This is a genomic window from Actinocatenispora thailandica (assembly GCF_016865425.1).
Lineage (GTDB): Bacteria > Actinomycetota > Actinomycetes > Mycobacteriales > Micromonosporaceae > Actinocatenispora > Actinocatenispora thailandica.
In genome coordinates this window covers 2,849,376-2,875,266 of the sequence record NZ_AP023355.1, presented here as the reverse complement: position 1 = coordinate 2,875,266, position 25,891 = coordinate 2,849,376, and the positions used below count along the sequence as shown (strand labels likewise).

General features: G+C 72.5%; 18 protein-coding genes and 2 pseudogenes. 8 read left to right on the top strand and 12 right to left on the bottom strand.

Annotated elements, in window-relative coordinates:
* Window positions 1–41 precede the first annotated feature (41 nt).
* The 5 genes and pseudogenes from tkt (at window position 42) to pgl (ending at window position 6,913) form a co-directional block, all read left to right on the top strand.
* Complete coding sequence (gene tkt / locus Athai_RS12755; RefSeq protein WP_203961691.1) at window positions 42–2,135, top strand: transketolase; 2,094 nt, start codon at window positions 42–44, stop codon at window positions 2,133–2,135.
* A gap of 112 nt (window positions 2,136–2,247) precedes the next feature.
* Window positions 2,248–3,354 carry a transaldolase gene (gene tal / locus Athai_RS12750; protein WP_203961690.1) on the top strand — a complete coding sequence of 369 codons (1,107 nt, stop codon included), beginning with the start codon at window positions 2,248–2,250 and terminating at the stop codon, window positions 3,352–3,354.
* Window positions 3,355–3,425: 71 nt separating this feature from the next.
* A complete protein-coding gene (gene zwf, locus Athai_RS12745) occupies window positions 3,426–4,976 on the top strand; it encodes a glucose-6-phosphate dehydrogenase (RefSeq protein WP_203961689.1) in 1,551 nt (516 codons plus the stop codon).
* The gene (locus tag Athai_RS12740; protein WP_203961688.1) at window positions 4,973–6,013 is read left to right on the top strand and encodes a glucose-6-phosphate dehydrogenase assembly protein OpcA; all 1,041 of its coding nucleotides are present in this window, start codon (window positions 4,973–4,975) and stop codon (window positions 6,011–6,013) included. The genes zwf and Athai_RS12740 overlap by 4 nt, the downstream gene beginning before the upstream one ends.
* A gap of 118 nt (window positions 6,014–6,131) precedes the next feature.
* Window positions 6,132–6,913: pseudogene (gene pgl, locus Athai_RS12735) on the top strand (6-phosphogluconolactonase).
* 118 nt (window positions 6,914–7,031) lie between these two features.
* Here pgl and Athai_RS35475 read toward each other — a convergent pair.
* From Athai_RS35475 to Athai_RS12720, 3 genes are all read right to left on the bottom strand, one after another.
* Window positions 7,032–7,241: an RNA polymerase-binding protein RbpA gene (locus tag Athai_RS35475; RefSeq protein ID WP_275422643.1), complete on the bottom strand. Its 210-nt coding sequence runs from the start codon at window positions 7,239–7,241 to the stop codon at window positions 7,032–7,034.
* A gap of 296 nt (window positions 7,242–7,537) precedes the next feature.
* On the bottom strand, window positions 7,538–7,792 hold the full coding sequence (secG, locus tag Athai_RS12725) for a preprotein translocase subunit SecG (RefSeq protein WP_203961687.1): 255 nt from the start codon (window positions 7,790–7,792) through the stop codon (window positions 7,538–7,540).
* Between the two features lie 193 nt (window positions 7,793–7,985).
* Entirely contained in the window at window positions 7,986–9,665 is a 1,680-nt protein-coding gene (locus Athai_RS12720; RefSeq protein WP_203961686.1) for an ABC transporter substrate-binding protein, read from the bottom strand.
* Between the two features lie 125 nt (window positions 9,666–9,790).
* Between Athai_RS12720 and Athai_RS12715 the strand changes: the two genes are divergently transcribed.
* Entirely contained in the window at window positions 9,791–10,606 is an 816-nt protein-coding gene (locus tag Athai_RS12715) for a DUF6082 family protein (RefSeq protein WP_203961685.1), read from the top strand.
* 20 nt (window positions 10,607–10,626) lie between these two features.
* Here the strand turns inward: Athai_RS12715 and tpiA are convergent, their stop codons facing one another.
* From tpiA to uvrC, 7 genes are all read right to left on the bottom strand, one after another.
* Window positions 10,627–11,430, bottom strand: coding sequence for a triose-phosphate isomerase (gene tpiA / locus Athai_RS12710; protein ID WP_203961684.1), 804 nt, complete (start codon window positions 11,428–11,430; stop codon window positions 10,627–10,629).
* 4 nt (window positions 11,431–11,434) lie between these two features.
* On the bottom strand, window positions 11,435–12,631 hold the full coding sequence (locus Athai_RS12705; RefSeq protein WP_203961683.1) for a phosphoglycerate kinase: 1,197 nt from the start codon (window positions 12,629–12,631) through the stop codon (window positions 11,435–11,437).
* A gap of 7 nt (window positions 12,632–12,638) precedes the next feature.
* On the bottom strand, window positions 12,639–13,649 hold the full coding sequence (gene gap / locus Athai_RS12700; protein WP_203961682.1) for a type I glyceraldehyde-3-phosphate dehydrogenase: 1,011 nt from the start codon (window positions 13,647–13,649) through the stop codon (window positions 12,639–12,641).
* 284 nt (window positions 13,650–13,933) lie between these two features.
* Window positions 13,934–14,920 carry a DNA-binding protein WhiA gene (gene whiA, locus Athai_RS12695; RefSeq protein WP_030447543.1) on the bottom strand — a complete coding sequence of 329 codons (987 nt, stop codon included), beginning with the start codon at window positions 14,918–14,920 and terminating at the stop codon, window positions 13,934–13,936.
* 8 nt (window positions 14,921–14,928) lie between these two features.
* The gene (locus Athai_RS12690; RefSeq protein ID WP_239156895.1) at window positions 14,929–15,927 is read right to left on the bottom strand and encodes a gluconeogenesis factor YvcK family protein; all 999 of its coding nucleotides are present in this window, start codon (window positions 15,925–15,927) and stop codon (window positions 14,929–14,931) included.
* Window positions 15,928–15,950: 23 nt separating this feature from the next.
* Window positions 15,951–16,805 carry an RNase adapter RapZ gene (gene rapZ / locus Athai_RS12685; RefSeq protein WP_203965599.1) on the bottom strand — a complete coding sequence of 285 codons (855 nt, stop codon included), beginning with the start codon at window positions 16,803–16,805 and terminating at the stop codon, window positions 15,951–15,953.
* 80 nt (window positions 16,806–16,885) lie between these two features.
* Complete coding sequence (gene uvrC, locus Athai_RS12680; protein WP_203961680.1) at window positions 16,886–19,150, bottom strand: excinuclease ABC subunit UvrC; 2,265 nt, start codon at window positions 19,148–19,150, stop codon at window positions 16,886–16,888.
* Between the two features lie 147 nt (window positions 19,151–19,297).
* Between uvrC and Athai_RS12675 the strand changes: the two genes are divergently transcribed.
* On the top strand, window positions 19,298–20,221 hold the full coding sequence (locus Athai_RS12675) for a hypothetical protein (protein ID WP_203961679.1): 924 nt from the start codon (window positions 19,298–19,300) through the stop codon (window positions 20,219–20,221).
* Between the two features lie 280 nt (window positions 20,222–20,501).
* On the opposite strand, the pseudogene uvrA reads toward Athai_RS12675, so the two are convergent.
* Together uvrA and rsgA are read right to left on the bottom strand one after the other, a co-directional pair.
* Window positions 20,502–23,399: pseudogene (gene uvrA, locus Athai_RS12670) on the bottom strand (excinuclease ABC subunit UvrA); the annotation flags it as partial.
* Between the two features lie 453 nt (window positions 23,400–23,852).
* Window positions 23,853–24,956 (bottom strand): ribosome small subunit-dependent GTPase A, encoded by a 1,104-nt coding sequence (rsgA, locus tag Athai_RS12665; protein WP_203961677.1) that lies wholly within the window; start codon window positions 24,954–24,956, stop codon window positions 23,853–23,855.
* Between the two features lie 242 nt (window positions 24,957–25,198).
* Here rsgA and Athai_RS12660 point away from each other — a divergent pair, with 242 nt between their 5' ends.
* Window positions 25,199–25,849 carry an MBL fold metallo-hydrolase gene (locus Athai_RS12660; RefSeq protein WP_203961676.1) on the top strand — a complete coding sequence of 217 codons (651 nt, stop codon included), beginning with the start codon at window positions 25,199–25,201 and terminating at the stop codon, window positions 25,847–25,849.
* Window positions 25,850–25,891: the final 42 nt, after the last annotated feature.

Below are 25,891 nucleotides of genomic sequence, written 5' to 3'. Positions count from 1 at the left end.
CCACCGGTTCGAAGCAACGTTGAGGACAGGAGAGCCATCCCGTGACGGACACCCCATTCGAATGGTCTGAGCTCGACCGGCGCACGGTGGACACGGTCCGGGTCCTCGCCGCGGACGCGGTCGAGCAGGCGGGCAGCGGTCACCCCGGTACCGCGATGAGCCTCGCGCCGGCCGCGTACCTGCTGTTCCAGCGGGTCATGCGGCACGACCCGGCCAACCCGAACTGGGCCGGCCGGGATCGGTTCGTGCTGTCCGCCGGGCACTCCAGCCTCACCCTGTACATCCAGCTCTACCTGGCCGGATACGGCCTGGAGCTGGAGGACCTCAAGCAGCTTCGGCAGTGGCAGTCGCGCACCCCGGGGCATCCGGAGCACGGGCACACCGCCGGCGTCGAGACCACCACCGGCCCGCTCGGCCAGGGGCTCGGCAACGCGGTCGGGATGGCGATGGCGGCCCGCCGCGAACGCGGCCTGTTCGACCCGGACGCGGCGCCCGGGCGCAGCCCGTTCGACCACTTCGTGTACGCGATCTGCTCCGACGGCGACATCGAAGAGGGCATCACGCACGAGGTCAGCGCGCTGGCCGGGCACCAGCAGCTGGGCAACCTGGTCGTGCTCTACGACGACAACTACATCTCGATCGAGGACGACACCAACGTCGCCAAGTCCGAGGACGTGCTGGCCCGCTACGAGGCCTACGGCTGGCACGTGCAGAAAGTGGACTGGACCACAGGTGGCGATTATCACGAGGACCCGGAGGCGCTGTACCGGGCGATCGAGGCGGCCAAGGCGGTGACCGACAAGCCGTCGTTCATCGCGCTGCGCACCATCATCGGCTGGCCGGCGCCGAACAAGCAGAACACCGGCAAGATCCACGGCTCGGCGCTGGGCGCGGACGAGCTCGCCGCCACCAAGAAGGTGCTCGGATTCGACCCGGAAGAGCACTTCGTGGTCGCCGACGACGTGCTCGCGTACGCGCGCCGGGCGCTGACCCGCGGTGCGGCCGCGCAGGCCGAGTGGGCCACCGGCTTCGACGCCTGGACCAAGGCCAACCCGGAGCGACACGCGCTGTACGAGCGGCTGTCCCGGCGGGCACTGCCGGACGGCTGGCACACCGCGCTGCCGGAGTTCCCGGCCGATCCGAAGGGCATGGCCAGCCGGAAGGCGTCCAGCAAGGTGATCAACTCGATCGCCGAGGTGCTGCCGGAGTTGTGGGGCGGCTCGGCCGACCTGGCCGAGAGCAACAACACCACCATCGAGGGCGCCGAGTCGTTCCTGCCCACCCAGCACGCGACGAAGATGTTCCCGGGCGACCCGTACGGCCGGGTGCTGCACTTCGGCATCCGCGAGCACGGCATGGGATCGATCCTCAACGGCATCGTGCTGCACGGCGGTACCCGCCCGTTCGGCGGCACGTTCCTGGTGTTCAGCGACTACATGCGGCCGGCGGTACGGCTCGCGGCGCTGATGCAACTGCCGGTGATCTACGTGTGGACGCACGACTCGATCGGGCTGGGTGGCGACGGCCCGACCCACCAGCCGATCGAGCACCTGACCGCGCTGCGCGCCATTCCCGGCCTCGACGTGGTCCGGCCGGCCGACGCGAACGAGACGGCGTGGGCGTGGCGGGGTGCCCTGGAGCACACCGACCGGCCGACCGCGCTGGTGCTGTCCCGGCAGAACCTGCCGACCGTCGACCGGTCCACCCACGGCGCCGCCGAGGGCACCGCGAAGGGCGGCTACGTGCTGGCCGAGGCCGAGGGCGGGGCGCCCGAGGTGATCCTGGTGGCCACCGGCAGCGAGGTGCAGCTCGCGCTGCGCTCGCGCGACTCCCTGCAGGCCGAGGGCGTACCGACTCGGGTCGTGTCGATGCCGTGCACCGAGTGGTTCGAGGCGCAGCCCCAGTCGTACCGCGACGAGGTGCTGCCGCCGTCGGTGAAGGCGCGCGTCTCGGTCGAGGCCGGCATCGCGCTGTACTGGCGGGGCATCGTCGGCGATCTGGGCGAATCCGTGAGCATCGAGCACTACGGCGCCAGCGCACCGGACACCGTTCTGTTCGAGGAGTTCGGCTTCACCGTGGACAAGGTCGTCGCGGCGGCGCACCGGACCCGCGAGCGGGTGGCCGCCATCGGCTGACCGGGAACGTTTGACGGCGGATTTCCCGTTGAACCCATAGAGGGACCAGACACGAACGCAGCCGCGCGCCCGGCCGGCGGGCATGGCGAGCGGCAGGAGGTGGAAGCTCATCATGACCGACCGACTCGCCGAACTGTCCGCCGCCGGAGTGGCGGTGTGGCTCGACGACATCTCCCGGCAGCGGCTCGTCTCGGGCAACCTGGACGAGCTGCGCCGGGACAAGCACGTCGTCGGCGTCACCAGCAACCCGACGATCTTCGCCAAGGCGCTGGCGGGTGCCGACGCGTACGCGGACCAGGTCGCCGACCTGAGCCGGCGTGGCGTCTCGCTGGACGAGGCCACCCGGATGATCACCACGTACGACGTGCGCTGGGCCTGCGACGTGCTGCGCCCGGTGTACGACGAGACCGACGGGGTGGACGGCCGGGTCTCGCTGGAGGTCGACCCGCGGCTCGCGCACGAGACCGACAAGACCATCGCCGAGGCCGCCGCGCTGTGGTGGCTGGTGGACCGGCCGAACCTGTTCATCAAGATCCCGGCGACCCGCGAGGGGCTGCCGGCGATCACCGCCGCACTTGCCGAGGGCATCAGCGTGAACGTGACGCTGATCTTCAGCCTGCAGCGGTACGACGAGGTGATCGACGCCTTCTTCGCCGGGCTGGAGCAGGCCAAGGCGAACGGGCACGACCTGTCCCGGCTGGCCAGCGTCGCGTCGTTCTTCGTCTCCCGGGTCGACACCGAGACGGACAAGCGCCTCGACGCGATCGGCGGCCCGGACGCCGACAAGCTGCGCGGCACCGCAGCGATCGCCAACGCCCGACTGGCCTACCAGCTGTACGAGCAGAGGTTCGGCTCCGAGCGGTGGCAGGCACTGGCCGCGGCCGGTGCGCACCCGCAGCGGCCGCTGTGGGCCTCCACCAGCACCAAGGACCCGAACCTGCGGGACACCCTGTACGTCGAGGAGCTGGTGGCCCCGGGCGTGGTGAACACCGCGCCGGAGAAGACCATCTTCGCCTACGCCGACCACGGGGAGACCCGCGGTGACACCATCACCGGCAACTACGCCGACGCGCAGCAGGTGATGGAGGCGCTCAAGGCGGTCGGCGTCGACTTCGACGACGTGACCGAGGTGCTCGAACGCGAGGGCGTGGAGAAGTTCGAGAAGAGCTGGTTGGAGCTGCTGGACACGGTGTCCGACCAGCTCGGCCAGGCGAAGTGACCGCATCCGCGGACGAACCCGCGGCCGCCGGGCCGGGACGCCCGGCGGCCACCGATGCAGGGAGGACACCAGTGAGGCGGTCCGCCGCCACCGAGCCGGTCAAGGCTCGCAACCCGCTCCGCGATCCGCAGGACCGCCGGCTGCCGCGGGTACCGGAGCCGTGTGCCTTGGTGATCTTCGGGGTCACCGGCGACCTGGCTCGCAAGAAGCTGATTCCGGCCGTCTACGACCTCGCGAACCGGGGGCTGCTGCCGCCCGGGTTCGTCATGCTGGGCTTCGCCCGGCGTGACTGGGGGCACGGCGACTTCGAGTCCATCGCCCGGGACGCCGCCCAGCAGCACGCGCGTACCCCGTGGCGGGAGCAGGTGTGGGCCCGGCTGTCGGGCAGCATCAAGTTCGTGCCGGGCTCGTTCGACGACGACGAGGCGTTCGACACGCTCGCCGCCACCCTGGACAAGCTGCGCGAGACGCACGGCATCCCGGGCAACGCGGCGTTCTACCTGTCCATCCCGCCGCCGGCGTTCCCGACCGTGCTCAAGCAGCTGGAGCGCACCGGGATGGCCGACAACCAGCGTTCCGGCGGCTGGCGGCGGGTGGTGGTGGAGAAGCCGTTCGGGCACGACCTCGACTCGGCGCGGGAGCTCAACAGCCTGGTGGACAACGTGTTCACCCCGCACGACGTGTTCCGCATCGACCACTACCTCGGCAAGGAGACGGTGCAGAACATCCTGGCACTGCGCTTCGCGAACACGCTGTTCGAGCCGGTCTGGAACTCGCACTACGTCGACTCGGTGCAGATCACGATGGCCGAGGACGTCGGCATCGGTACCCGCGCCGGCTTCTACGACGCGGCCGGTGCGGCCCGCGACGTGCTGCAGAACCACCTGCTGCAGCTGTTGACGATGGTGGCGCTGGAGGAGCCGGTCAGCTTCGACTCCGAGTCGCTGCGGGTGGAGAAGCTGAAGGTGCTGCGGGCGATCACGCTGCCCGACGACCGCAAGCGTTACGCCATCCGCGGCCAGTACAGCCAGGGTTGGGTCGCCGGCGAGCGGGCCATCGGCTACCACCAGGAGAAGGACGTCCCGGAGGACTCGACCACCGAGACCTACGTGGCGGTCCGGCTCGGCGTGCAGAACCGCCGGTGGGCCGGGGTGCCGTTCTACATCCGGGCCGGCAAGCGGCTGCCGCGGCGGGTCACCGAGATCGCGGTGTCGTTCAAGACCGCGCCACACCTGCCGTTCGCCAAGACCGACACCGAGGAGCTGGGCCACAACCAGCTGGTGATCCGGGTGCAGCCGGACGAGGGCGTCACGCTCAAGTTCGGTTCCAAGGTGCCCGGCAGCGCCATGGAGGTCCGCGACATCGCGATGGACTTCCTGTACGGCGAGGCGTTCACCGAGTCCAGCCCGGAGGCGTACGAGCGGCTCATCCTGGACGTGCTGATCGGCGACAAGACGCTGTTCCCGAACTCCCAGGAGGTCGAGGAAAGCTGGAAGATCGTCGATCCCCTGGAGGACTACTGGGCGGGCACCACGCCCTACCACTACCGGGCCGGTGAGTGGGGCCCGCGCGAGGCAGACGAGATGCTGGCCCGCGATGGTCGGACCTGGAGGCGACCGTGATCGCACTGTGGGACACCACCGGTCAAGAGGTGGTCAAGGCGCTGGCCGCGGAGCGGCGCAGCGCGGGCGGCGTGACCAGCGGCCTGGCGTTGACGCTGATCGCGGTGGTCGACGAGCGGCACGTCCGGGACACCGAGCAGGCGGCGATGATCGCCGCCCAGCAGCACCCGTGCCGGCTGATCATCGTGGTCCGGCGCAACGTGCTCGACCAGGACTCCCGGCTGGACGCCGAGATCATGGTCGGCGGCCGGCTCGGCCCGTGCGAGGCGGTCATCATGCGGATGCACGGCCGGCTGGCGTTGCACGCCGAGTCGGTGGCGCTGCCGTTGCTGGCTCCGGACGTCCCGGTGGTCACCTGGTGGCACGGCGACCCGCCGGAGAAGATCGCGTACGACCCGCTGGGGGTGGTCGCCGACCGCCGGATCACCGACGCGGCGCAGGCCGCCGACCCGGAGGTCGCGTTGAAGTGGCGGGCCGAGGACTACGCGCCCGGTGACACCGACCTGGCCTGGACCCGGCTCACACCGTGGCGCACCACGCTGGCGGGAGCGTACGACACCGCCGACGGGGTGGCCGCCGACAAGGTGACGGTCAAGGGTGATCGGCACGACCCGAGCGCCCGGCTGCTGGCCGGCTGGTTGCAGGCCCGGCTGGGGGTCAAGCCGACGTTCGCCGCCGCGGGCGGCAACGCGATCGCCGCGGTCGAGGTCGCCATGGCCACCGGCGGAACGCTGAGCGTCACCGCCGACGACGGGATGGCCGTGCTCAGCCGTACCGGCTTCCCGGACCGGACGATGCCGCTGCTGCGCCAGCCACTCGGCGAGGAACTGGCCGAGGAGCTGCGCCGGCTCGACCCGGACGAGCCGTACGCGGCGGCCCTGTCCGCGACGACCGGGATCAAGGGCCTCAACGACCGGGACAGCAAGCGGGTGCACATCTGGCACGACCCGGCGCTGGCGGAGAAGCCGGAGCCGGACGACCCGGAAACGCCGGCACCGGCGGCGCGGAAGCGGCCGGCGAAGTCCGCCGGCAAGTGAGCTCAGGACCCGGGGTGCGCCGGCACGCGCCCCGGGTCCTCGCGCGGCGCCGGACCGGGACCTGTCGGGACGACGCCGCACCGGGCGGCGACATCCAGCGACAGGAACGGAGACATCGGTGAGTTCAAGGGTGATCGTGCATGCCGACGCCGAGTTGCTGGCGGAAGCGGTCGCGGCCCGGCTGACCACCCGGCTGATCGACGCGCAGGCGGCCCGCGGGGTGGCCAGCGTGGTGCTGACCGGCGGGCGGATCGCGGATGCGGTGCACCGGGCGGTGGCCGCCTCCCGCGCCCGGGACGCGGTCGACTGGTCCCGGGTCGACGTGTGGTGGGGCGACGAGCGGTTCCTGCCGGCCGGCGACCCGCAGCGCAACGAGACCCAGGCGCGCGACGCGCTGCTGTCGGCGGTACCGCTGGACCCGGCGCGGGTGCACCCGATGCCGGCGAGCGACGGCCCGGACGGCGACGACGCCCAGGCCGCCGCGGAGCGGTACGCGCGGGCCCTCGCCTCGGCGTCCGGCCCCGGTCACCAGACCATCCCGTACCTCGACGTGCTGATGCTCGGTGTCGGCGAGGACGGGCACGTGGCGTCGTTGTTCCCGGAGCACCCGGCGGCGCACCCGGACTCGTACGGCGAGGCGACGGTGATCCCGGTGTACAACGCGCCGAAGCCGCCGCCGACCCGGCTGAGCCTGACTCCCCGGTGATCGACTCCGCCGAGGAGGTGTGGCTGGTGGCTTCCGGCGCCGGCAAGGCCCGGGCGGTCGAGCTGGCGCTGGCCGGGCCGGGACCGGTGCAGCTGCCGGCCGGCGGGGTGCGCGGCACCCAGGACACCGTGTGGCTGCTCGACCAGGCCGCCGCCGCGGGCGTACCGGCCCGGTTCCGCTCCCCGCTTCGGTAGTCGCGGTTTCGCCGCGCGGGTGCCGGCAGGCCGGCCTAGGCCGCATGTCGCACCAGCTCTCGGCGACCACGCGGCGTCGGCCGGCGCCCCGCCCGGGGTGCCGGCCGACGCGTGTCAGCTAGCCGCGCTCGTTGCGCAGGCGCGCGAGCGCCTCGGCGAGGATCGCCTCACCGTCGCTGTCGCTGCGACGCTCCTTCACGTACGCGAGGTGGGTCTTGTACGGCTCGGTGCGCGGTCGCTCGGGCGGGTTGTCCCGGTCGCGGCCGGCCGGCAGGCCGCACCGCGGGCAGTCCCAGCTGTCGGGCGCCGCAGCACCCGCCGAGAACAGCGGCCGGGCCTCATGTCCGTTCGCACACCAGTAGCTGACGTGCTGCCGGGGGCCGGCTCGGCATGGTCGGCCCAGCGAGCCGGGCCGGCGCCGACTCGTGTTCCGCGAATGGCGCTGTTGCCAGTGGCCACGGTTCCTCGCTCCTGTCTTCGCGCTGGGGGTGCAGAACGCAAGACACCGCGCGAGTCCGTCGCGACGGGCCGGGACGGACTCAGCGCGCGGCCGCAGTTGCGGGCCGCGCGCTGAGTTTATGACGAATCCCCTGTTCAGGCACCTGCCCGAGGGCGATTTTCACATTACGACTTAGCTTGGAGCACTTTCAGCAACAATCCGAGGCCGACAATGCAGGCGAACCACAGCACGCCGCAGATGACGGTGAACCGGTCCAGGTTCTTCTCCGCGACCGACGAACCGGACAGGCTCGACGACACACCGCCCCCGAACATGCTGGACAGCCCGCCACCCTTGCCGCGGTGCAGCAGGATCAGCAGCACCATCACGCCGCTGGTGGCGAACAGCAGGCCGGTCAGGACGTACACCAACCAGTTCATGCGGGGCGAATCCTCTCGGGTGCATCGGGCGGTCCGGTCGGCGCCGGGTCGACACGCCGTGGGGGTCTCGCTCGCGAGGGCAAGACGCCGCACACCGTGACCGGTGTCCCAGCATAACCGGCCATCGACGTACGACCACGGGCAGACCCGTACCGAAGATCAGCCGACCGGCGGGCTCGACGGTACCCGCCGGTCACGTTCGGCGCAGGCCCAGGCCGAGCACGTCCGGCTCGCCGTACACCGGCTGCATCACGGCACCGCCGATGGCGCCGCCGTACATGGCGAGGCCCCGCTCGTAGAGGATCGGCACCACGGCGCCGCGGGCCCGCACCGCGGCGTCCACGGCCGCCCAGTCGACGTCCTGCCGGTGGCGGCTGGTCGCCGCCTCGGCGACGTCGATCATGCCGTCCACGGCGGGATCGGCCAGCTGGGACAGGTTGTAGTTGCCGCCGGTCGCGTTCTGCCGCAACAGCCGGCCGTCGAACAGGGTCGGCAGGTACGAGGATCCGTTCGGCCAGTCGGGCACCCACGCCGCCAGGACCAGGTCGTGCTCGGCCCGTGGATCGCCGACCACGTCGTAGAACCGGGACTTCGGGATCGGGTTGGTGTGCACCTGGACGCCGATGCGCTGCAGCGAGTCGACGATCGTCTGCGCCGCCCACCGGAAGCTCGACACGTCCTGGTAATCGAGGGTCAGCTGGTCCGGGCACCGGCCGGTACGACCGATCTGCGACACCGCCGCGGACAGGTCACCGGCCGGGTCGGCCACCGCGCGATGGTCGACGGTCGGCGCGATGTCCGGCGGCAGCATGGTGCTCGCGTAGTCGCCGGCCACGAACCCGCCGACCGCCATCCGGTACGACTGCTTGTCCAGCACGTTCCCGATCGCCCGCCGGCAGCGCAGATCGGTCACCCGCCGGGTGTTCACGGCGAGGTAGCGGATCGCGCCGGTCGGCCCGGACACGGTGCGGGCATTCTGCTCCGGATCGTTGATGACCTGCTGGACGAAGTTCGCCGGCACGTTGTAGTCGAGCTGGATGGAGGCCCGTGCGGCGCCACGGTCGGTGACCAGCGCGTCGGTGGACCAGCCCGGGTCGGCACCGAACCGCACCACGAACCGGTCCGGGTACGCCGGCCGGATCGGATCGCTCGCCGCCCGCCAGTACCGGTTGCGGGTCAGCACCAGCTCGCGGTCGGTGCGCCGGGCGATCCGGTACGGGCCGTCGGAGGCCGGCCGGAGGTCGTAGCCGCCGCGGGCATCCAGGTCCGGGCGCACCGGCGCGAACACCGGCAGCGCCACCACGTCACCGAAGTCGCCGCACGGCCGCCGCAGCCGGAACGTGATCGTCCGTCCGTCGCAGCGCACCGACGACAGGCCCGGCGAGGAGGCGTCGCCCGGCGCCGGTCCGTGGTAGCCGGCGGTGTCGGCGAGCAGCTGCCGCGGGTAGCTCGGGCCGCCGGCCGCGGCCGGCGCGAAGCTGCGCTGCACACCGTACTTGACCGCCGCGCAGGTGACCGGCTCGCCGTCGGCCCAGCGGACGCCGGTACGCAGGGTGAATCGCCAGGTGCGGTTGCCGTCGGACGCCCGGCCCAGGTCGGTGGCGAGGTCCGGGTGCAGGGTCACGCCGGTGCCGTTCGGGTTGGTACGAAACGCGGTCAGCGTGCGGTAGATCAGCCGGCTGACGTTGAGCGCCGCCGTGGTGAAGGTGCGCTGCGGGTCCAGGTGCGCGAAACCGTTGGACTCGGCGAGCAGGTAGACGGTGCCGCCGCGGCGCAACCCGCCGGGTGGTTCGGCGTGGCCGGCCGGGCCGGAACAGCCGGCGACGACGGTCAGCAGCGCCGTCCCGGCGGCAACGACCCTCGCTATCTGCACCCTACGTAGCCATACGCGTACACCTCGCACATTGAGAAGATAGCCTCGGCCGGCCCGCAACCACCGGGCAGGGCACGCCTCGCGCGACCGGTACGACGTGGCGCAGAACCGGAAAGGACGGCACCGTGGCGATCGGCGCGACCGGCACCGCCCGCACCGTGCTGCGAACCGTGCTGGCCATCGCACTCGGCGTGGCCACAATCGCCCTCGTCGTGCTCTCCCCGCTGCTGATGCGGCCGATGCTGCACGGCGGCACCGACTGGCAGCGACTGGGCTGGGTCGGCGACACGTACGGCGGGGTCGCCGCGATCGCCTCCGGGATCGCGCTGGTCGGCGTGGCCGGATCGCTCGTCCTGCAACGCCGGCAGAGCCGGGTCGAGCGCGAGTACGCGTTCCGCGAGTACCACCGCGAGATGCTGCGGATGTCGATGGACGACCCGGCGCTCGCCGCCTGCTGGGGGCCGCGGCGCGACACCGGCCTCGCCACCGACGTCGACCTCTACGTGACCCTGATGATCGGCTACTGGCACGCCGGCTGGCAGGTCGGTGCGTTCAACGAGCAGCGGTTGCGGCTGAGCCTGCGGAGGTTCTTCGCCGGTGAGGTCGGCCGGCGCTGCTGGCGGGAACAGGACGAGGAGCGGATGATCGGCCGCTCCCGGCGCAGCCGCCGCTTCTTCCGGATGGTCGAGGCCGACTACCGCGCGGCGGTGACCGCCGGACCCGCCGGCACCGTTCGCCGCGACGGCCCGCAGCCGCGCACCACGCCGAGCGGCCCCGGCGTCGCCGCACGGGCGAGTACCGGTGGTGTCGCCGCGGCGGCGATGCCACGCCGCGGCCCGGCCGGCCGGCGCCTCGCCGGCACCGTCGGTGCGCTCGCGATCGGCGTCGCGATCGGATGGTGGGTACGCGAAAGGGGCGGGCGCCGCAGCACCCGCCCCTGAACCGCCTCGCCCGGCCAGCCTCAGCCGAACAGGTCCCGGTACCGGCAGATCAGCACGAACTCCTCGACGTCCAGGCTGGCACCGCCCACCAGGGCGCCGTCGATGTCCGACTGGGCCATGATGCCGGCGATGTTCTTCGACTTCACCGAGCCGCCGTAGAGAATCCGGGTCTGCTCGGCGAGCTCCACGGAGTACAGCTCGGCCAGCTTCGCCCGCAGCGCGCCGATGACCTCCTGCGCGTCCTCCGGCGTCGCCGTCTTGCCGGTGCCGATCGCCCAGACCGGCTCGTACGCCAGCACCAGCGACGCGGCCTGCTCGGCCTTGACGCCCTTCAGCGCCGCGACCAGCTGCGCCGTGCAGTGCGCGACGTGCTCGCCGTCCTCGCGGACCGCCAGCCCCTCACCGACGCACAGCAGCGGCGCGATCTCGTGCTTGATCGCCGCCTTCAGCTTGGCGTTGACGACCGCGTCGTCCTCGCCGTGCTGCTCCCGTCGCTCCGAATGCCCGACCAGCACGTACGAGCAGCCGAGCTTGGCGAGCATCGCGCCGGAGATGTCCCCGGTGTGCGCGCCGGAGTCGTACGGCGAGAGGTCCTGGGCGCCGTAGCCCAGCAACAGCTTGTCGCCGGCGACCAGGGTCTGCACGCTGCGGATGTCGGTGAACGGCGGCAGCACCACCGTCTCCACCTCCGACAGCTGCCTCTCGTTCAGCGAGAACGCGAGCTTCTGGGTCAGCGCGATGGCCTCGAGGTGGTTGAGGTTCATCTTCCAGTTGCCCGCCATCAGCGGCCGGCGCCCCGGCGCCGAACCGGACTTCTTCGCCATCGGTTCAGGCCTCCAACGCCGCGACACCGGGCAGGGTCTTGCCCTCCAGGTACTCCAGCGAGGCGCCACCGCCGGTGGAGATGTGCGAGAAGCTCGCCTCGTCGACGTCGAGGGCCCGGACCGCGGCGGCCGAGTCGCCACCACCGACCACGCTGAAGCCCGCGCCGGCGACCGCCTCGGCGACCGCCTTCGTGCCGGCCGCGAACGGCTCGTACTCGAAGACGCCCATCGGGCCGTTCCAGAACACCGTGGCCGCGTCGGCCAACCTCGCGGCGAACGCGCGCGCCGTCTGCGGGCCGATGTCGAGCCCCTTGTCGCCGGCGTCGATCGCGTCGACCCCGACCACCCGGGTGGCCGCGGTGGCCGACAGCTCGGCCGCCACCACCACGTCGGTGGGCAGCACGATCTTGTCGCCCGCCTCCGCCAGCAGCTGCTTGCAGGTGTCGATCTGGTCGGCCTCCAGCAGCGAGTCGCCGACCCCGTACCCCTGCGCGGCCAGCAGCGTGAAGCACATCCCGCCGCCGATCAGCAGCGCGTCGACCTTGGGCAGCAGGTTGTTGATCACGCCGAGCTTGTCGGAGACCTTCGCGCCGCCGAGGACCACCACGTACGGCCGCTTCGGGTCGCTGGTCAACGCCGACAGCGTGTCCAGCTCCCGCACCACCAGGCCGCCGGCGAAATGCGGCAGCAGCTTCGGCACGTCGTACACGCTGGCGTGCTTGCGGTGCACCGCGCCGAACGCGTCGTCCACGTACGCCTCGCCGTACCCGGCGAGCTTGGCCGCGAACGCGGCACGCTCGGCGTCGTCCTTGCTGGTCTCACCGGCGTTGAAGCGCAGGTTCTCCAGCAGCGCGACCTCGCCGGCGGCCAGCGAGCCGGTGACCGTGTCGGCCGACTCCCCCACCGTGTCGGTCGCGAACGCCACCGGAGCGCCCAACAGCTCGGAGAACCGGGCCGCGACCGGAGCCAGCGAGTACTTCGGCTCCGGCGCGCCCTTCGGGCGGCCCAGGTGCGAGCAGACCACCACGTGCGCACCGGCCTCGGCCAGCGCCCGGATGGTCGGCAGCACCGCCCGGATCCGGCCGTCGTCGGTCACCGTGACCGACTCCTCGGTGTGCCGCAGCGGGACGTTCAGGTCGGCGCGCACCAGCACCCGCCGGCCCGAGACGCCCTCCGCGAGCAGATCGTCCAGGGTTCGCATGATGTCCTTACAGGTCGGCGCCGACGAGCTTGACCAGGTCCACCAGCCGGTTGGAGTAGCCCCACTCGTTGTCGTACCAGCCGATGACCTTGACCTGGTTGCCGATCACCTGGGTCAGCGGCGCGTCGTAGATGCACGACGCCGGGTCGGTGACGATGTCGCTGGACACGATCGGATCGTCGTTGTACCGCAGGTAACCGGACAGCGGGCCGGACTCGGCGGCCGCCTTGTACGCCGCGTTCACCGCCTCCACCGACGGCGCCTCGCGCAGCAGCACGGTCAGGTCGGTCGCCGAACCGGTCGGCACCGGCACCCGCAGCGCGGCGCCGGTGAGCTTGCCGTTCAGCTCCGGCAGCACCAGACCGATCGCCTTGGCCGCCCCCGAGGTGGCCGGCACCACGTTGATCGCCGCCGCGCGGGCCCGGCGCAGGTCCTTGTGCGGCCCGTCCTGCAGGTTCTGGTCCTGCGTGTAGGCGTGGATCGTGGTCATCAGACCACTCTCGATGCCGAACGCGTCGTTCAGCACCTTCGCCAGCGGGGCCAGGCAGTTCGTGGTGCACGACGCGTTCGAGATGACGTGGTGCTTGGCCGCGTCGTACTGGTCGTCGTTGACGCCCAGCACCACGGTCAGGTCCTCGCCCTTGGCCGGGGCGGAGATCACGACCTTCTTCGCGCCCGCGTCCAGGTGGCCGCGCGCGTCCTCGGCCTTGGTGAACCGGCCGGTGGACTCGACGACCACGTCGGCGCCCAGGTCCTTCCACGGCAGGCCGGCCGGGGCGACCTTCTCCGCCAGCGCCACGATGCGCTTGCCGTTCACCGTGATCGACTTGTCGTCGTGGCTGATCTCCGCGGGCAGCCGGCCCAGCACCGAGTCGTACTTGAGCAACTGCGCAATCGTGGCGGTGTCGCCCAGATCGTTGTAGCCCACGACCTCCACGTCGGCGCCCTGTTCGAGCGCGGCACGGAAGAAGTTGCGGCCGATCCGGCCGAAGCCGTTGATGCCAACCCGGATGGTCACGCGACCCATCTCCTCACCAGAATGTCCGCCGGCCGAAGCCGGCCCGTCGTTGTCACAGGTGTGGGGCCGCCTCGCCGCCGGTCGACGGGCCCCCGACACGCCGCCACCGTCGGCAGCGACGCTCGGACGCCACCACCGGGGCGGGGAGCGAGCCGTCGGCCTCGTCGCCGAACACACCCGACCCTATCGTTGCGATCCGCGCCGGCCGTGAGGGGCCGGTACCACGGCCAGCTCACACCGAACCGGACCATCGTGCGGCCCGAACCCCGAACCGGTGACGCTGCTCATGCCTCGCTGGCGAGCATCTCGGCGGTCACCGCCGACTCGGTGTCCGGAATCGACCGGTCGTGCGCCTGCTTGTCCGCCAACGCCAGCAGCCGCCGGATCCGTCCCGCTATCGCATCCTTGGTCAGCGGCGGGTTGGCCAACGCGCCCAGCTCCTCCAGCGACGCCTGCCGGTGCTCCAGCCGCAGCCGGCCGGCGACCACCAGATGATCCGGCGCCTCGGCACCGAGGATCTCCAGCGCCCGGGTGACCCGGGCCGCCGCCGCCACCGCGGCCCGCGCCGACCGGCGCAGGTTCGCGTCGTCGAAGTTGGCCAACCGGTTCGCGGTCGCCCGCACCTCCCGGCGCACCCGCCGCTCCTCCCACGCCAGCACGCTGGCATGGGCGCCGAGCCGCGTCAGCATCGCGCCGATCGCGTCACCGTCCTTGACCACCACCCGGTCGATGCCGCGCACCTCCCGGGCCTTGGCCATGATCCCGATCCGGCGCGCCGCGCCCACCAACGCCAGCGCCGCCTCCGGCCCCGGACAGCTGACCTCCAGCGAGCACGAGCGCCCCGGCTCGGTGAGCGACCCGTGGGCCAGGAAGGCACCCCGCCAGGCCGCGACCGCGCAGCACACGCTCGCCGAGACCACGTGCGGCGGCAGCCCGCGCGCCGGGCGGCCGCGCAGGTCGAGCAGGCCGGTCTGGCGCGCCAGCGCCTCACCGTCGCGCACCACCCGGACGATGTAGTGGCTCGCCTTGCGCAGCCCACCGGAGGCGAGCACGTGGATCTCACTCGGGTAGCCGTACACCTCGGCGATCTCGCGGCGCAGCCGGCGGGCGGCGGCGCCGGTGTCCAGCTCCGCCTCGACCACCACGTGGCCGCCCATGATGTGCAGGCCGTCGGCGAAGCGCAGCATCGCCGCCATCTCCGCCTTGCGGCAGCACGGCTTGGTGACATCCACCCGGCTCAGCTCGTCCTTCACGGCCCCCGTCATGGCCATCGTGTTGCTCACCTCACGTCCACTCGGTCCACCTGGGAACCGAGGATCGGCTTGTTCGAACCGAGAATGCCCTCGAGTGCCACGGCCAGCGCCGCCGGATCGTGCCGCGGCGCCGAATCGGCGGCGGCCACCCGTGCCGTGACCAACCGGGCACCCAGTGATTCTGCCGCAACCCGTAGCGGCGCCTGCTCGCCCATCACCCGTTCGTCCGCGAGGACCACGTCCGCGCGCAGCCGCGGCAGGTAACGGGTCAGCTCGGCCAGGTGGTCGGCGGCCGACAGCCCGCTCGTCTCCGACTCGGTGGCCAGGTTGAGGGTGACCAGCCGCCGGGCCGGGCTCGCCACGATCGCGGCCCGCAGCTCGGGCACCAGCAGATGCGGAATCACGCTGGTGTACCAGGAGCCTGGCCCGAGCAGCAGCCAGTCGGCGGCGCCGATCGCGGCCACCGCCTCGGCGCAGGCATCGGGCGAGCCCGGCACCAGCCGTACCTCGCGGACCTCGCCGGTGCTCACCGCCAGCTCGTGCTGCCCACGCACCACGACGGTGTCGTTCGGGCGGGTCGGGTCGGCGCCGCGCACGCTCGCCTCGATCGACAGCGGCGTGCGGGACATCGGCAGCACCCGGCCGGTGGCCCGGACCAGCTCCGCGGCGTGGTCCAGCGCCGCCACCGGATCGTCGAACACCTCGAACAACCCGAGCAGCAGCAGGTTTCCCACCGCGTGACCGGCCAGCTCGTCGGTACCGGCGAAGCGGTGCTGCATCAGCCGGGCATTGGTCGCGCTGGTGTCGTCGTCGGCGGCCAGCGCGGCCAGCGCCTGGCGCAGATCGCCCGGCGGCAGGATCGGCCGGGAGCGACGCAGCCGGCCACTCGACCCGCCGTTGTCGGCGACGGTCACCACCGCCGTCGGCGCGCAACCCAGCCGGCGCAGTGCCCGCAACGTCGCGGACAGGCCGTGCCCACCGCCGAAGGCGACCACGTTGCCGATCGACGGGTACCGCTCCCCCATCGGGACGGGACGATCCGCCGCCGTCATTCGCGCCCCAGGTCGCGATGTTGCGCATGGGCGGCGAGGCCGGCGTCCCGGAGCCGGCCGGCCAGCGCCTCCCCGATCGCCACGCTGCGGTGCTTGCCGCCGGTGCACCCCACCGCCACCGTCAGGTAGCGCTTGCCCTCCCGTTCGAAGCCGGCCGCGGACGCCCCGATCAGCTCGGCGTAGCCGGACACGAAGGTCTGGGCGCCGGGCTGGCCCAGCACGTAGGCGCTGACGTCGGGTTGCAGCCCGGTGTGGTCCCGCAGCTCCGGCACCCAGAACGGGTTCGGCAAGAAGCGCGCGTCGACCACGAAGTCGGCGTCCGGCGGCAGGCCGTACTTGAAGCCGAACGACAGCACGGTGATCCGCAGGGTGCGCACGTCCGGCGTGCCGAACAGCTCCTCCACCCGGGCCCGCAACTGGTTGACGTTGAGCTGGCTGGTGTCGATGAGCACGTCGGACTCCGCGCGGGCCCCCGCGAGCAGCGACCGCTCGGCCGCGATGCCGTCCGCGAGCCGGCCCTCGCCCTGCAGCGGATGCGAGCGCCGGACCGACTCGAACCGGCGGATCAGCACCTCGTCGTCGGCGTCCACGAACACCACGTGTGGCCGGAACCCGCGCTCACGCAGGGCGCGCACCGCGCCGGCCAGGTCGGTGGAGAACGCGCGACTGCGCACGTCCAGCACCATCGCGGTGCGCCGGGTCGCGCCGCCCGAGCGGTAAGCCAGCTCGGCCATGGTGACCATCAGCGCCTGCGGCAGGTTGTCCACGACGTAGTAGCCGACGTTCTCCAGCGCGCGGGCGACGGTGGACCGGCCGCCTCCGGAGACGCCGGTGACGACCACCAGCTCCATCTCGGCATGCCGCGGTCCGTCCCGTTCGCCGTCCCCGGTCGCGCCGTCGGCGCGGTCGGCCGTGACGGCCTGCTGGTTGTTCACTCGCCCCCCTCGCGACCGGCACGCCGGTCACCGGTCTCCTCCGCGCCGGCCGCTGCGGTCCCCCCGGCCGCCGGCGCGGCTGCCACACCGGAGGCTACGTCGCCGGTGGCCGGATCGGGGCCGGTGTCGCCGGTCAGTCCGGCGGCCGTGTCACCCGCGCCCGTCGCGAGCCGCCGCGGCGCCGGGCCGGCCGGAGCCGCGCGATCGTCCCGGGACACCGCATTGCCCGGGTCCGCCGCGTCCGTCGGTGCCGCCGCACCGCCGCCAGCGGTCCCGGCGTCCGGGTGCAGGGCGGCGAACACCAGCGCGGCGGTGCGCGGGCCGATGCCGGACACCTCCGCGATCTCCTCCACCCGCGCCGAGCGCAACCGTTTCACCGAACCGAACTGGCGCAGCAGCGCCTTGCGCCGCACCTCACCCAGCCCGGGTACCTCGTCCAACGCCGAGGTCGTCATCCGCTTCGAACGACGCTGCCGGTGGTAGGTGATGGCGAACCGGTGCGCCTCGTCCCGCACCCGCTGCAGCAGGTAGAGCCCCTCGCTGGTGCGCGGCAGGATCACCGGGTACTCGTCGACGGTGCTCGGCAGCCAGACCTCCTCCAGGCGCTTGGCGAGCCCGCACACCGCCACGTCGTCGATGCCCAGCTCGGCCAGCACCCCGGCCGCCGCGTCCGCCTGCGGCTGCGCGCCGTCGACCACCACCAGCTGGGGCGGATAGGCGAACCGGCGGGGCCGCCCGGTCGTCGGGTCGATGCCCGGCAGCGGCCCCGCGGTGGCATCCCCGGTCGCGGCGTCCGCCGCCTCGTCGCCGACGTCGTCGCCGCCGATCGGGTCACCGGACTCGGCCCGCGCCTCCAGGTAGCGGGAAAACCGGCGGCGCAGCACCTCGGCCATCGCGGACACGTCGTCGGTACCGGTGCCGTCCGGGTTGCCGCGCACCGCGAAGCGGCGGTACTCGCTCTTGCGGGCCAGCCCGTCCTCGAACACCACCATGCTCGCCACCACGTCGGTGCCCTGGATGTGCGAGATGTCGTAGCACTCGATCCGCAGCGGCGCGGTGTCCATGCCCAGCGCATCGGCGATCTCCTGCAGCGCCTTGCTGCGGGCGGTCAGGTCGCTGGAGCGGCGCAGCTTGTGCTGGGTCAGCGACTGCGCCGCGTTGCGCTCGACGGTCTCGAACAGGGCGCGCTTGTCGCCACGCTGCGGCACCCGCAGCCGCACCCGCGACCCGCGCCGCCCGGACAGCCACTCGGCGAGCGTCTCGGCGTCCGCGGGCAGCTCCGGTACCAGCACCTCGCGCGGGATGTTGGCCGACTCCGGCGAGTCGGTCGCGCCGTACACCTGGGTGCAGAACTGCTCGACCAGGTCGGCGGTGGTCAGGTCCTCGACCTTCTCCACCACCCAGCCGCGCTGGCCGCGCACCCGCCCGCCGCGCACGTGGAACACCTGGACCGCGGCCTCCAGCGGGTCCTGCGCGAACGCCACCACGTCGGCGTCCGTCCCGTCCGGGAGCACCACGGCCTGCTTCTCCACCGCGCGCCGCAGTGCGGCCAGGTCGTCCCGGATCCGCGCCGCCCGCTCGAACTCCAGTTGCTCGGAGGCCTCGGCCATCTCGCGCTGCAGCCGGCGGTCCATCTTGTCGGTGTGGCCGGCCATGAAGTCGCAGAAGTCGTCGACGATCGCGCGGTGCTCCTCGGCGCTGACCCGGCCGACGCACGGCGCCGAGCACTTGCCGATGTAGCCGAGCAGGCACGGTCGGCCGATCTGCCCGGACCGCTTGAACACCCCGGCCGAGCAGGTGCGGGCCGGGAACACCCGCAGCAGCAGGTCGAGGGTCTCCCGGATGGCCCAGGCGTGCGAGTACGGCCCGAAGTAGCGCACGCCCTTGCGCTTGGCGCCGCGCATCACCTGCAGCCGCGGGTACTCCTCGTTGAGGGTGACGGCGAGGTAGGGATAGCTCTTGTCGTCGCGGTACTTGACGTTGAACCGCGGGTCGAACTCCTTGATCCAGTTGTACTCCAGCTGGAGCGCCTCGACCTCGCTGGACACCACCGTCCAGTCGACCCGGGCCGCGGTGGTGACCATCTGGAACGTGCGCGGGTGCAGCCCGGCCGGATCCGCGAAGTACGAGTTGAGGCGGTTGCGCAGGCTCTTCGCCTTCCCGACGTAGATCACCCGGCCGCTCGGGTCACGAAACCGGTACACCCCGGGCGCATCGGGAATCGTGCCCGGTGCTGGGCGGTAGCTCGACGGATCCGGCACCTGACAAGCCTATCCACCGGGACCGACAGCTCCACAGCTGCACGCCGGCCGCCGCGGCTCGCCCGCGCGTTGCCGACCCTCGTTAGGGTCGTGACTCGAAGCGTTCGACGATCGCGGCCGCCGAGCGGACCCGGGTGAGGAGGAGCCGTGAGCGTGCCACCGGCCGGGCCGACACCGCCCGGGTACGACCCGACCGGCGCGGCGCCGCCGTCGTCGAGGCCCGACCCGGCGGGGCGCGACCTGGCGAGGCGCGACTCGGCGGGGCGCGACTCGGCACCCTCGGATCCGGTCGAGCCGTGGCAGCCGACCCCACCCACCGGCGAGCCCGGGGCCGGCCCGGACCGCCCCGCGGTGGACCGACCGGCGCCGGACGACCACGGGGCGGCACCGGCCTGGAACCCGTACGCGTCGCGTAGCCAATGGGCCGACGGCCGGGTCGCCGAGGGTGACGCTCCGCCGCCGAGCTGGCAGCCGGCGCCCCGTGCCCCGCGGCGGGGCTGGCCGGTCCTGCTCGGCGTCGGCGCGACCTGCATGCTGTTCGTGCTGGCCGGCCTGGTGATCGCCGGGCTGCTCGTCACCCGGGCCGGCAGGAAGCCGGGCGCCACCGGTCACGACGTCGACCACGGGCCGCTACGGCAGTCGAACTACCACGACTGGCACTTCCGGCTCGACCAGGTGAAGCTCGACGCCACCAAGACCGGCGGTCGCAACCTCGACAGCTGCGCACCGGTCGAGCACGACCGGGCGCTCAGCGCACAGGGCTGCCGGTCGGGCATCGAGCTGGACTACCGCACGGCCGGCGACCGGGTCCGAATGGAGCAGCTGGTGCTGATGTTCGACACCGCCGCGCACGCCAAGCGGGCCGGCCGGGGCCTGGCCGGCAGCCAGCTCGCGCTGCGGCGCTCGAAGTTGCATCCGCACGTGGAAGGCGCCATGGTGCAGCAGGTCACCGATCAGTACCTGGTGATCACCGTCGGCACCGCCGCGAAGGCCACGGACGACGATCGTCGGGACACCTTCGTCCACTACGCCAACGCCGACATGGCCGCCGCGATGCTCTGGCGCGACTGACCAGTCCCGCTCAGCGGCTCCGGGCGGCCGACGTCGCCCGGCCGGTGCGGCCCGCGCCGGCGGACGGCTTCACCGCACCGGTCTTCGCCGCAGACTTCGCACCGGTCTTCGCCGCCGACTTCGCATTGGTGGACTTCGCTCCGTTCGACGACGCCGACTTCGACGACGCCGACTTCGCCGGCGCGGACTTCGACGGCGCGGACTTCGCGCCGGTCGAGCCGGCGCCACCGGACTTCGCGCGGGCGGACTTCGCTGCGGTGGCACGGGCAGTCGCGCCAGCGGCGCCCCGCGTCGAGCTGGCCGCGACGGTGCGCTTGGCCGCACCCGACCCGCCCGCGCCCGCCAGGATCGGCTGCAGGAATCGCCCGGTATGGCTCTGCTCGTCCGCCGCGACCTGTTCCGGAGTCCCGGTGACGACGACCGTACCGCCCTTGTTGCCGCCCTCCGGCCCCATGTCGATCAGCCAGTCGGACGTCTTGATGATGTCCAGGTTGTGCTCGATCACCACCACCGTGTTGCCCTTGTCGACGAGGCTCTGCAGCACGTGCAGCAGCTTGCGGATGTCCTCGAAGTGCAGCCCGGTGGTCGGCTCGTCCAACACGTACACGGTGCGCCCGGTGGAACGCTTCTGCAGCTCGCTGGCGAGCTTGACCCGCTGTGCCTCGCCGCCGGACAGGGTCGGCGCCGGCTGGCCGAGCCGCACGTACCCGAGCCCGACCTCGACGAGCGTCTTGAGGTGCCGGTGGATCGAGGTGATCGGCTCGAAGAATCCGGCCGCCTCCTCGATCGGCATGTCCAGCACCTCGGCGATGGTCTTGCCCTTGTAGTGCACCTCCAGCGTCTCCCGGTTGTACCGGGCGCCGTGGCACACCTCGCAGGGCACGTACACGTCGGGCAGGAACTGCATCTCGATCCGGATGGTGCCGTCGCCGGCGCACGCCTCACAGCGCCCGCCCTTGACGTTGAACGAGAACCGCCCCGGCGTGTATCCACGCACCTTCGCCTCGGTGGTCTCGGCGAACAGCTTGCGAATGTTGTCGAACACCCCGGTGTACGTCGCCGGGTTGGAGCGCGGGGTGCGCCCGATCGGCGACTGGTCGACGCCGACCACCTTGTCGACCTTGTCGATGCCGGTGATGCGGGTGTGCCGGCCGGGCACCAGCCGCGCGCCGTTGACCTGGTTGGCGAGCACCGCGTAGAAGATGTCGTTGATCAGCGTCGACTTGCCGGAGCCGGACACCCCGGTCACCGTCACCAGGCAACCGAGCGGGATGGTGACGTCGATGTTGCGCAGGTTGTGTTCGCGGGCACCCTTGATGACCAGCTCGTGGCCCTTGGCCGGGGGCCGGCGCAGCGCCGGCAGCTCGATCGCGGTGCGCCCGGACAGGTAGGCACCGGTCAGCGAGTCGGCGTTGGTCAGCAGCCCCGACACCGAGCCGGAGTGCACGATGTGGCCGCCCCGCTCGCCGGCGCCGGGCCCGATGTCGACCACCCAGTCGGCGGACCGGATGGTGTCCTCGTCGTGCTCCACCACGATCAGCGTGTTGCCCAGGTCCCGCAACCGGGTGAGCGTCTCGATCAGCCGGTTGTTGTCCCGCTGGTGCAGCCCGATCGAGGGCTCGTCGAGCACGTAGAGCACACCGACCAGGCCGGAGCCGATCTGGGTCGCCAGCCGGATCCGCTGCGCCTCACCGCCGGACAGGGTCGCCGACGGCCGGTCCAGCGACAGGTAGTCGAGGCCGACGTCGAGCAGGAACCGCAGCCGCGCCTGGATCTCCTTCAGCACCGCCTCGGCGATCAGCTTCTGCCGCTTGGTCAGGCTCAGCTCGCCGATCAGCGCCGCGCACTCGTCGATCGGCAGCGCGCACACCTCGGCGATGTTGTGGCCGGAGATCGTGACCGCCAGGATCTCGGGCTTGAGCCGGGTGCCGCCGCAGGCCGGGCAGGGGATGTCGCGCATGTATCCCTCGTACCGGTCGCGGCTCCACTCGCTCTCGGTCTCCGCGCGACGCCGCTCCAGGAACGGGATCACGCCCTCGAACGCCGCGTAGTAGGACCGCTGTCGCCCGTACCGGTTGCGGTACTTGACGTGCACCTGCGCGTCGGAGCCGTGCAGGACCGCCTTCTGCGCCCGGGCCGGCAGCTTGCGCCACGGTGCGTCCAGGTCGAAGCCGAGCTGGTCGGCCAGCCCCTGCAGCAGGCGCTGGAAGTACTCCATGTTGTGGCCGGTCGACCAGGGCTGGATGGCACCCTCGGCCAGCGACTTCTCCTGGTCCGGCACCACCAGCTCGGGGTCGACCTCCTTGCGGGTGCCGATGCCGGTGCAGGTCGGGCAGGCGCCGTACGGCGCGTTGAAGGAGAACGACCGCGGCTCCAGCTCCTCGATGCTGAGCGGGTGGTCGTTCGGGCAGGCGAAGTGCTCGGAGAAGCGACGCTCCCGGCCCTCGTCGTCGGCCGGCAGGTCGACGAAGTCGAACACCACCCGGCCGTCGGCGAGCCCCAGCGCCGTCTCCACCGAGTCGGTCAGCCGCTGCTTGCTGGCCGGTTTGACGGCCAGCCGGTCCACCACGACCTCGATGCTGTGCTTCTCCTGCTTCTTCAGCGTCGGCGGATCGGTGAGCTGGTGCACCGATCCGTCCACCCGGGCCCGCGCGTAGCCCTTGGACTGCAGCTCGGCGAACAGGTCGACGTACTCGCCCTTGCGGCCCCGCACCACCGGCGCGAGCACCTGGAACCGGGTGCCGGCCGGGTAGCCGAGGATCCGGTCGACGATCTGCTGCGGGGTCTGCCGGCTGATCGCCTCACCGCAGATCGGGCAGTGCGGGGCGCCGATGCGAGCGAACAGCAGCCGCAGGTAGTCGTAGATCTCGGTGATGGTCCCGACGGTCGACCGCGGGTTGCGGGAGGTGGACTTCTGGTCGATCGAGACCGCCGGGGACAGCCCCTCGATGAAGTCGACGTCCGGCTTGTCCATCTGACCGAGGAACTGCCGCGCATACGCCGACAGGCTCTCCACGTAACGCCGCTGCCCCTCGGCGAAGATCGTGTCGAACGCCAGGCTCGACTTGCCCGAACCGGACAGCCCGGTGAACACCACCAGGGCGTCCCGGGGCAGGTCGAGGCTGACGTCTCGCAGGTTGTGCTCGCGCGCACCGCTGATGATCAGGCGATCGGCCACTGTCTCCCGCTTCCGCTCTGTCGGGCCTGCTGCACGGCCCACCCCCACGACATCCGCGCCTCGACCAACGAGACACCGGCGAGAACGGTGTCTCGCCGCGAGTCGGTGTCGGAGCCGCCGCCGGGCGGTCGCCCACCCGGGCCCGCCGGCCACGCCCGAGCCCGCCGACCACGCCGGCGCCGGCCCTGCCGCCGACGACCGGCCACCGGCGCCAGACGCACACGGCAACTCTAACCGCGGCCTCCGACATTCCCGGCGCGACGACGGTCACGCCGACCCATCGCCGATCGCGCACCCGGCGCCACCGACTCCACCCGCTCGACCGACCCCGACACGCCGCCACCAATCGGTGTCGATGGGACGACCGCGGGCCGGGTCACGGCGCAAATTCAAACACATGTACGACGGCATTGCCAGTGTCGGTCCCCACCGTCCGGGTGGCGACCGCCGTCGTCAGGACGGCTCGTGCCGGCCGCGACGCCGGTCGGTGGCGCGGGCCCGGCGCGCGGCGGCCCGCCGGGCGGCCGCGACCCGGGCACCCCGCCGTTCGTCCTGCCAGGCCAGTTCGGCGGCGAGCTTGCGCCAGCTGGCCAGCCGCCGGGCCGGCAGGCTGCCGTCCTCCACCGCGGCGAGCACCGCACAGCCCGGCTCGTCCTGGTGCCGGCAGTCCCGGAACCGGCACTCCGCGGCGAGCATGGCCACGTCGGCGAACGCGGCACGCAGGCCGTCCTCGGTGTCGTCCAGGCCGACCGACCGGACGCCCGGGGTGTCGAGCACGGCGCCACCGCCGGGCAGCGGCACCAGGGCGCGGAAGGTGGTCGTGTGCCGGCCGCGGCCGTCGGCGCGCAACGCCCGGGTGACCAGTACGCTCGTCCCGACCAGGGCATTGACCAGGCTGGACTTGCCCACGCCGGAGGCGCCGAACAGGCCCAGGGTCCGACCGTGCCCGACCCGTCGGGCCAGGTCGGCCACCCCGGCCGGGTCCCGCGAGCTGATCGGCAGCACCTCGATGCCCGGCGCCGAGCGCGCCAGCTGCGCCACCAGGCCCGCCGGGTCGGGCACCCGGTCGGCCTTGGTGAGCAGCACCAGCGGCGCCGCGCCGGACTGCAGGACCAGGGCGACCAGCCGCTCGATCCGGCCCGCGTCGGGATCCGGGTCGAGCGCCTCGACCACGGCGGCCACATCGACGTTGGCCGCAAGGATCTGGCCGAGCGAGTCACGCCCGGCGCTGTTGCGCACCACCGAACTGCGCCGCGGCAGTACCGTCTCCACGGTGGTGTGGCCGTCCGGCCAGTCGCGCAGCGCGACCCAGTCGCCGGCCACCGGAAGGGTGGACAGGTCGGCCGCCGCGGCGGCGAGCAGCCGCCCGGCCGCGGTGGTTCGCACCGCGCCCTCGGCGGTGAGCACCGCATAGACGCCACGGTCGACGCGGCTGACCCGGGCCGGCCGGCAGCCGGAACGGGCGTAGGAGGTGAAGGAACGGGCCCGCTCGGCGTCCCAGCCCAGCGACGCGAGGTCGACCGGAGCGGGATGCGCGGCAGCGAGGTTGCTCGGCATGAACGACGACACCCTTGGCTCGAAGCGGGCGCCGCGCGGTCAACCGCGGACGGACACCCGGGACACGACGGTCGGACGGCGAGCCCGACCCCAGTGACTGCTGCGCACCGTCACCTCCCCGAGATTCCGTCGAACCGCATCTGATCTGGCCCCGACCGTACGGCCCGGCGAGACGCACCCGCCACCCAATATCCCGACCGCCACGGCCCGATGCCGGCACGGCGGGCAGTAACCTGCCCGGCATGACCTACACCGGACATGTCCGGCCGGGCGGCCCGGCCGCCACCCGTTCGCTGGACCGGCTGTCGATCACCAAGGTCTCCGTCGGGCCGATGGACAACAACGCGTACCTGCTGCGCTGCCGGGCGACCGGAACGCAGGCGCTGATCGACGCCGCGGCCGACCCGGACGTGCTGCTCGACCTGGTCGACGACCACGGCCTGGGCACCGTGGTCACCACGCACCGGCACGCCGACCACTGGCAGGCGTTGGCCGCCGTGGTGTCCGCGACCGGCGCCCGTTCGGTGGCCGGGGCGCGCGACGCCGCCGCCCTGCCGGTACCCACCGACGGCCTCGCCGAGGGCACCTCGGTACCGGTGGGCGACTGCGTCCTGGAGGTGATCTCGCTGGTCGGCCACACCCCCGGGGCGATCGCGTTGCTCTACCGGGACCCGACCGGTCACCCGCACCTGTTCACCGGTGACTCGCTGTTCCCGGGCGGGCCCGGAAAGACCACCAACCCGACCGACTTCACCAGCCTGATGGACGATCTGGAGGCGAAGGTCTTCGGGCGGCTGCCGGACGACACCTGGGTCTACCCGGGCCACGGCGACGACACCACGCTCGGCGCGGAGCGCCCGCACCTGGCCGAGTGGCGCCGCCGCGGCTGGTAGCGGGCACCCCGGGGCGCGGGAATCGTCTGCTCGGCCGCCCGG

Excerpts from the sequence above, each read along its gene's own strand:
- Athai_RS12660 (WP_203961676.1), top strand. The coding sequence starts at position 25,199 with ATGACCTACACCGGACATGTCCGGCCGGGCGGCCCGGCCGCCACCCGT.
- rapZ (WP_203965599.1), bottom strand. The coding sequence starts at position 16,805 with ATGGAGCTGGTGGTCGTCACCGGCGTCTCCGGAGGCGGCCGGTCCACC.
- rsgA (WP_203961677.1), bottom strand. The coding sequence starts at position 24,956 with ATGCCGAGCAACCTCGCTGCCGCGCATCCCGCTCCGGTCGACCTCGCG.
- tal (WP_203961690.1), top strand. The coding sequence starts at position 2,248 with ATGACCGACCGACTCGCCGAACTGTCCGCCGCCGGAGTGGCGGTGTGG.
- secG (WP_203961687.1), bottom strand. The coding sequence starts at position 7,792 with ATGAACTGGTTGGTGTACGTCCTGACCGGCCTGCTGTTCGCCACCAGC.
- Athai_RS12705 (WP_203961683.1), bottom strand. The coding sequence starts at position 12,631 with ATGCGAACCCTGGACGATCTGCTCGCGGAGGGCGTCTCGGGCCGGCGG.
- whiA (WP_030447543.1), bottom strand. The coding sequence starts at position 14,920 with ATGGCCATGACGGGGGCCGTGAAGGACGAGCTGAGCCGGGTGGATGTC.
- Athai_RS12690 (WP_239156895.1), bottom strand. The coding sequence starts at position 15,927 with ATGGGGGAGCGGTACCCGTCGATCGGCAACGTGGTCGCCTTCGGCGGT.
- tpiA (WP_203961684.1), bottom strand. The coding sequence starts at position 11,430 with ATGGCGAAGAAGTCCGGTTCGGCGCCGGGGCGCCGGCCGCTGATGGCG.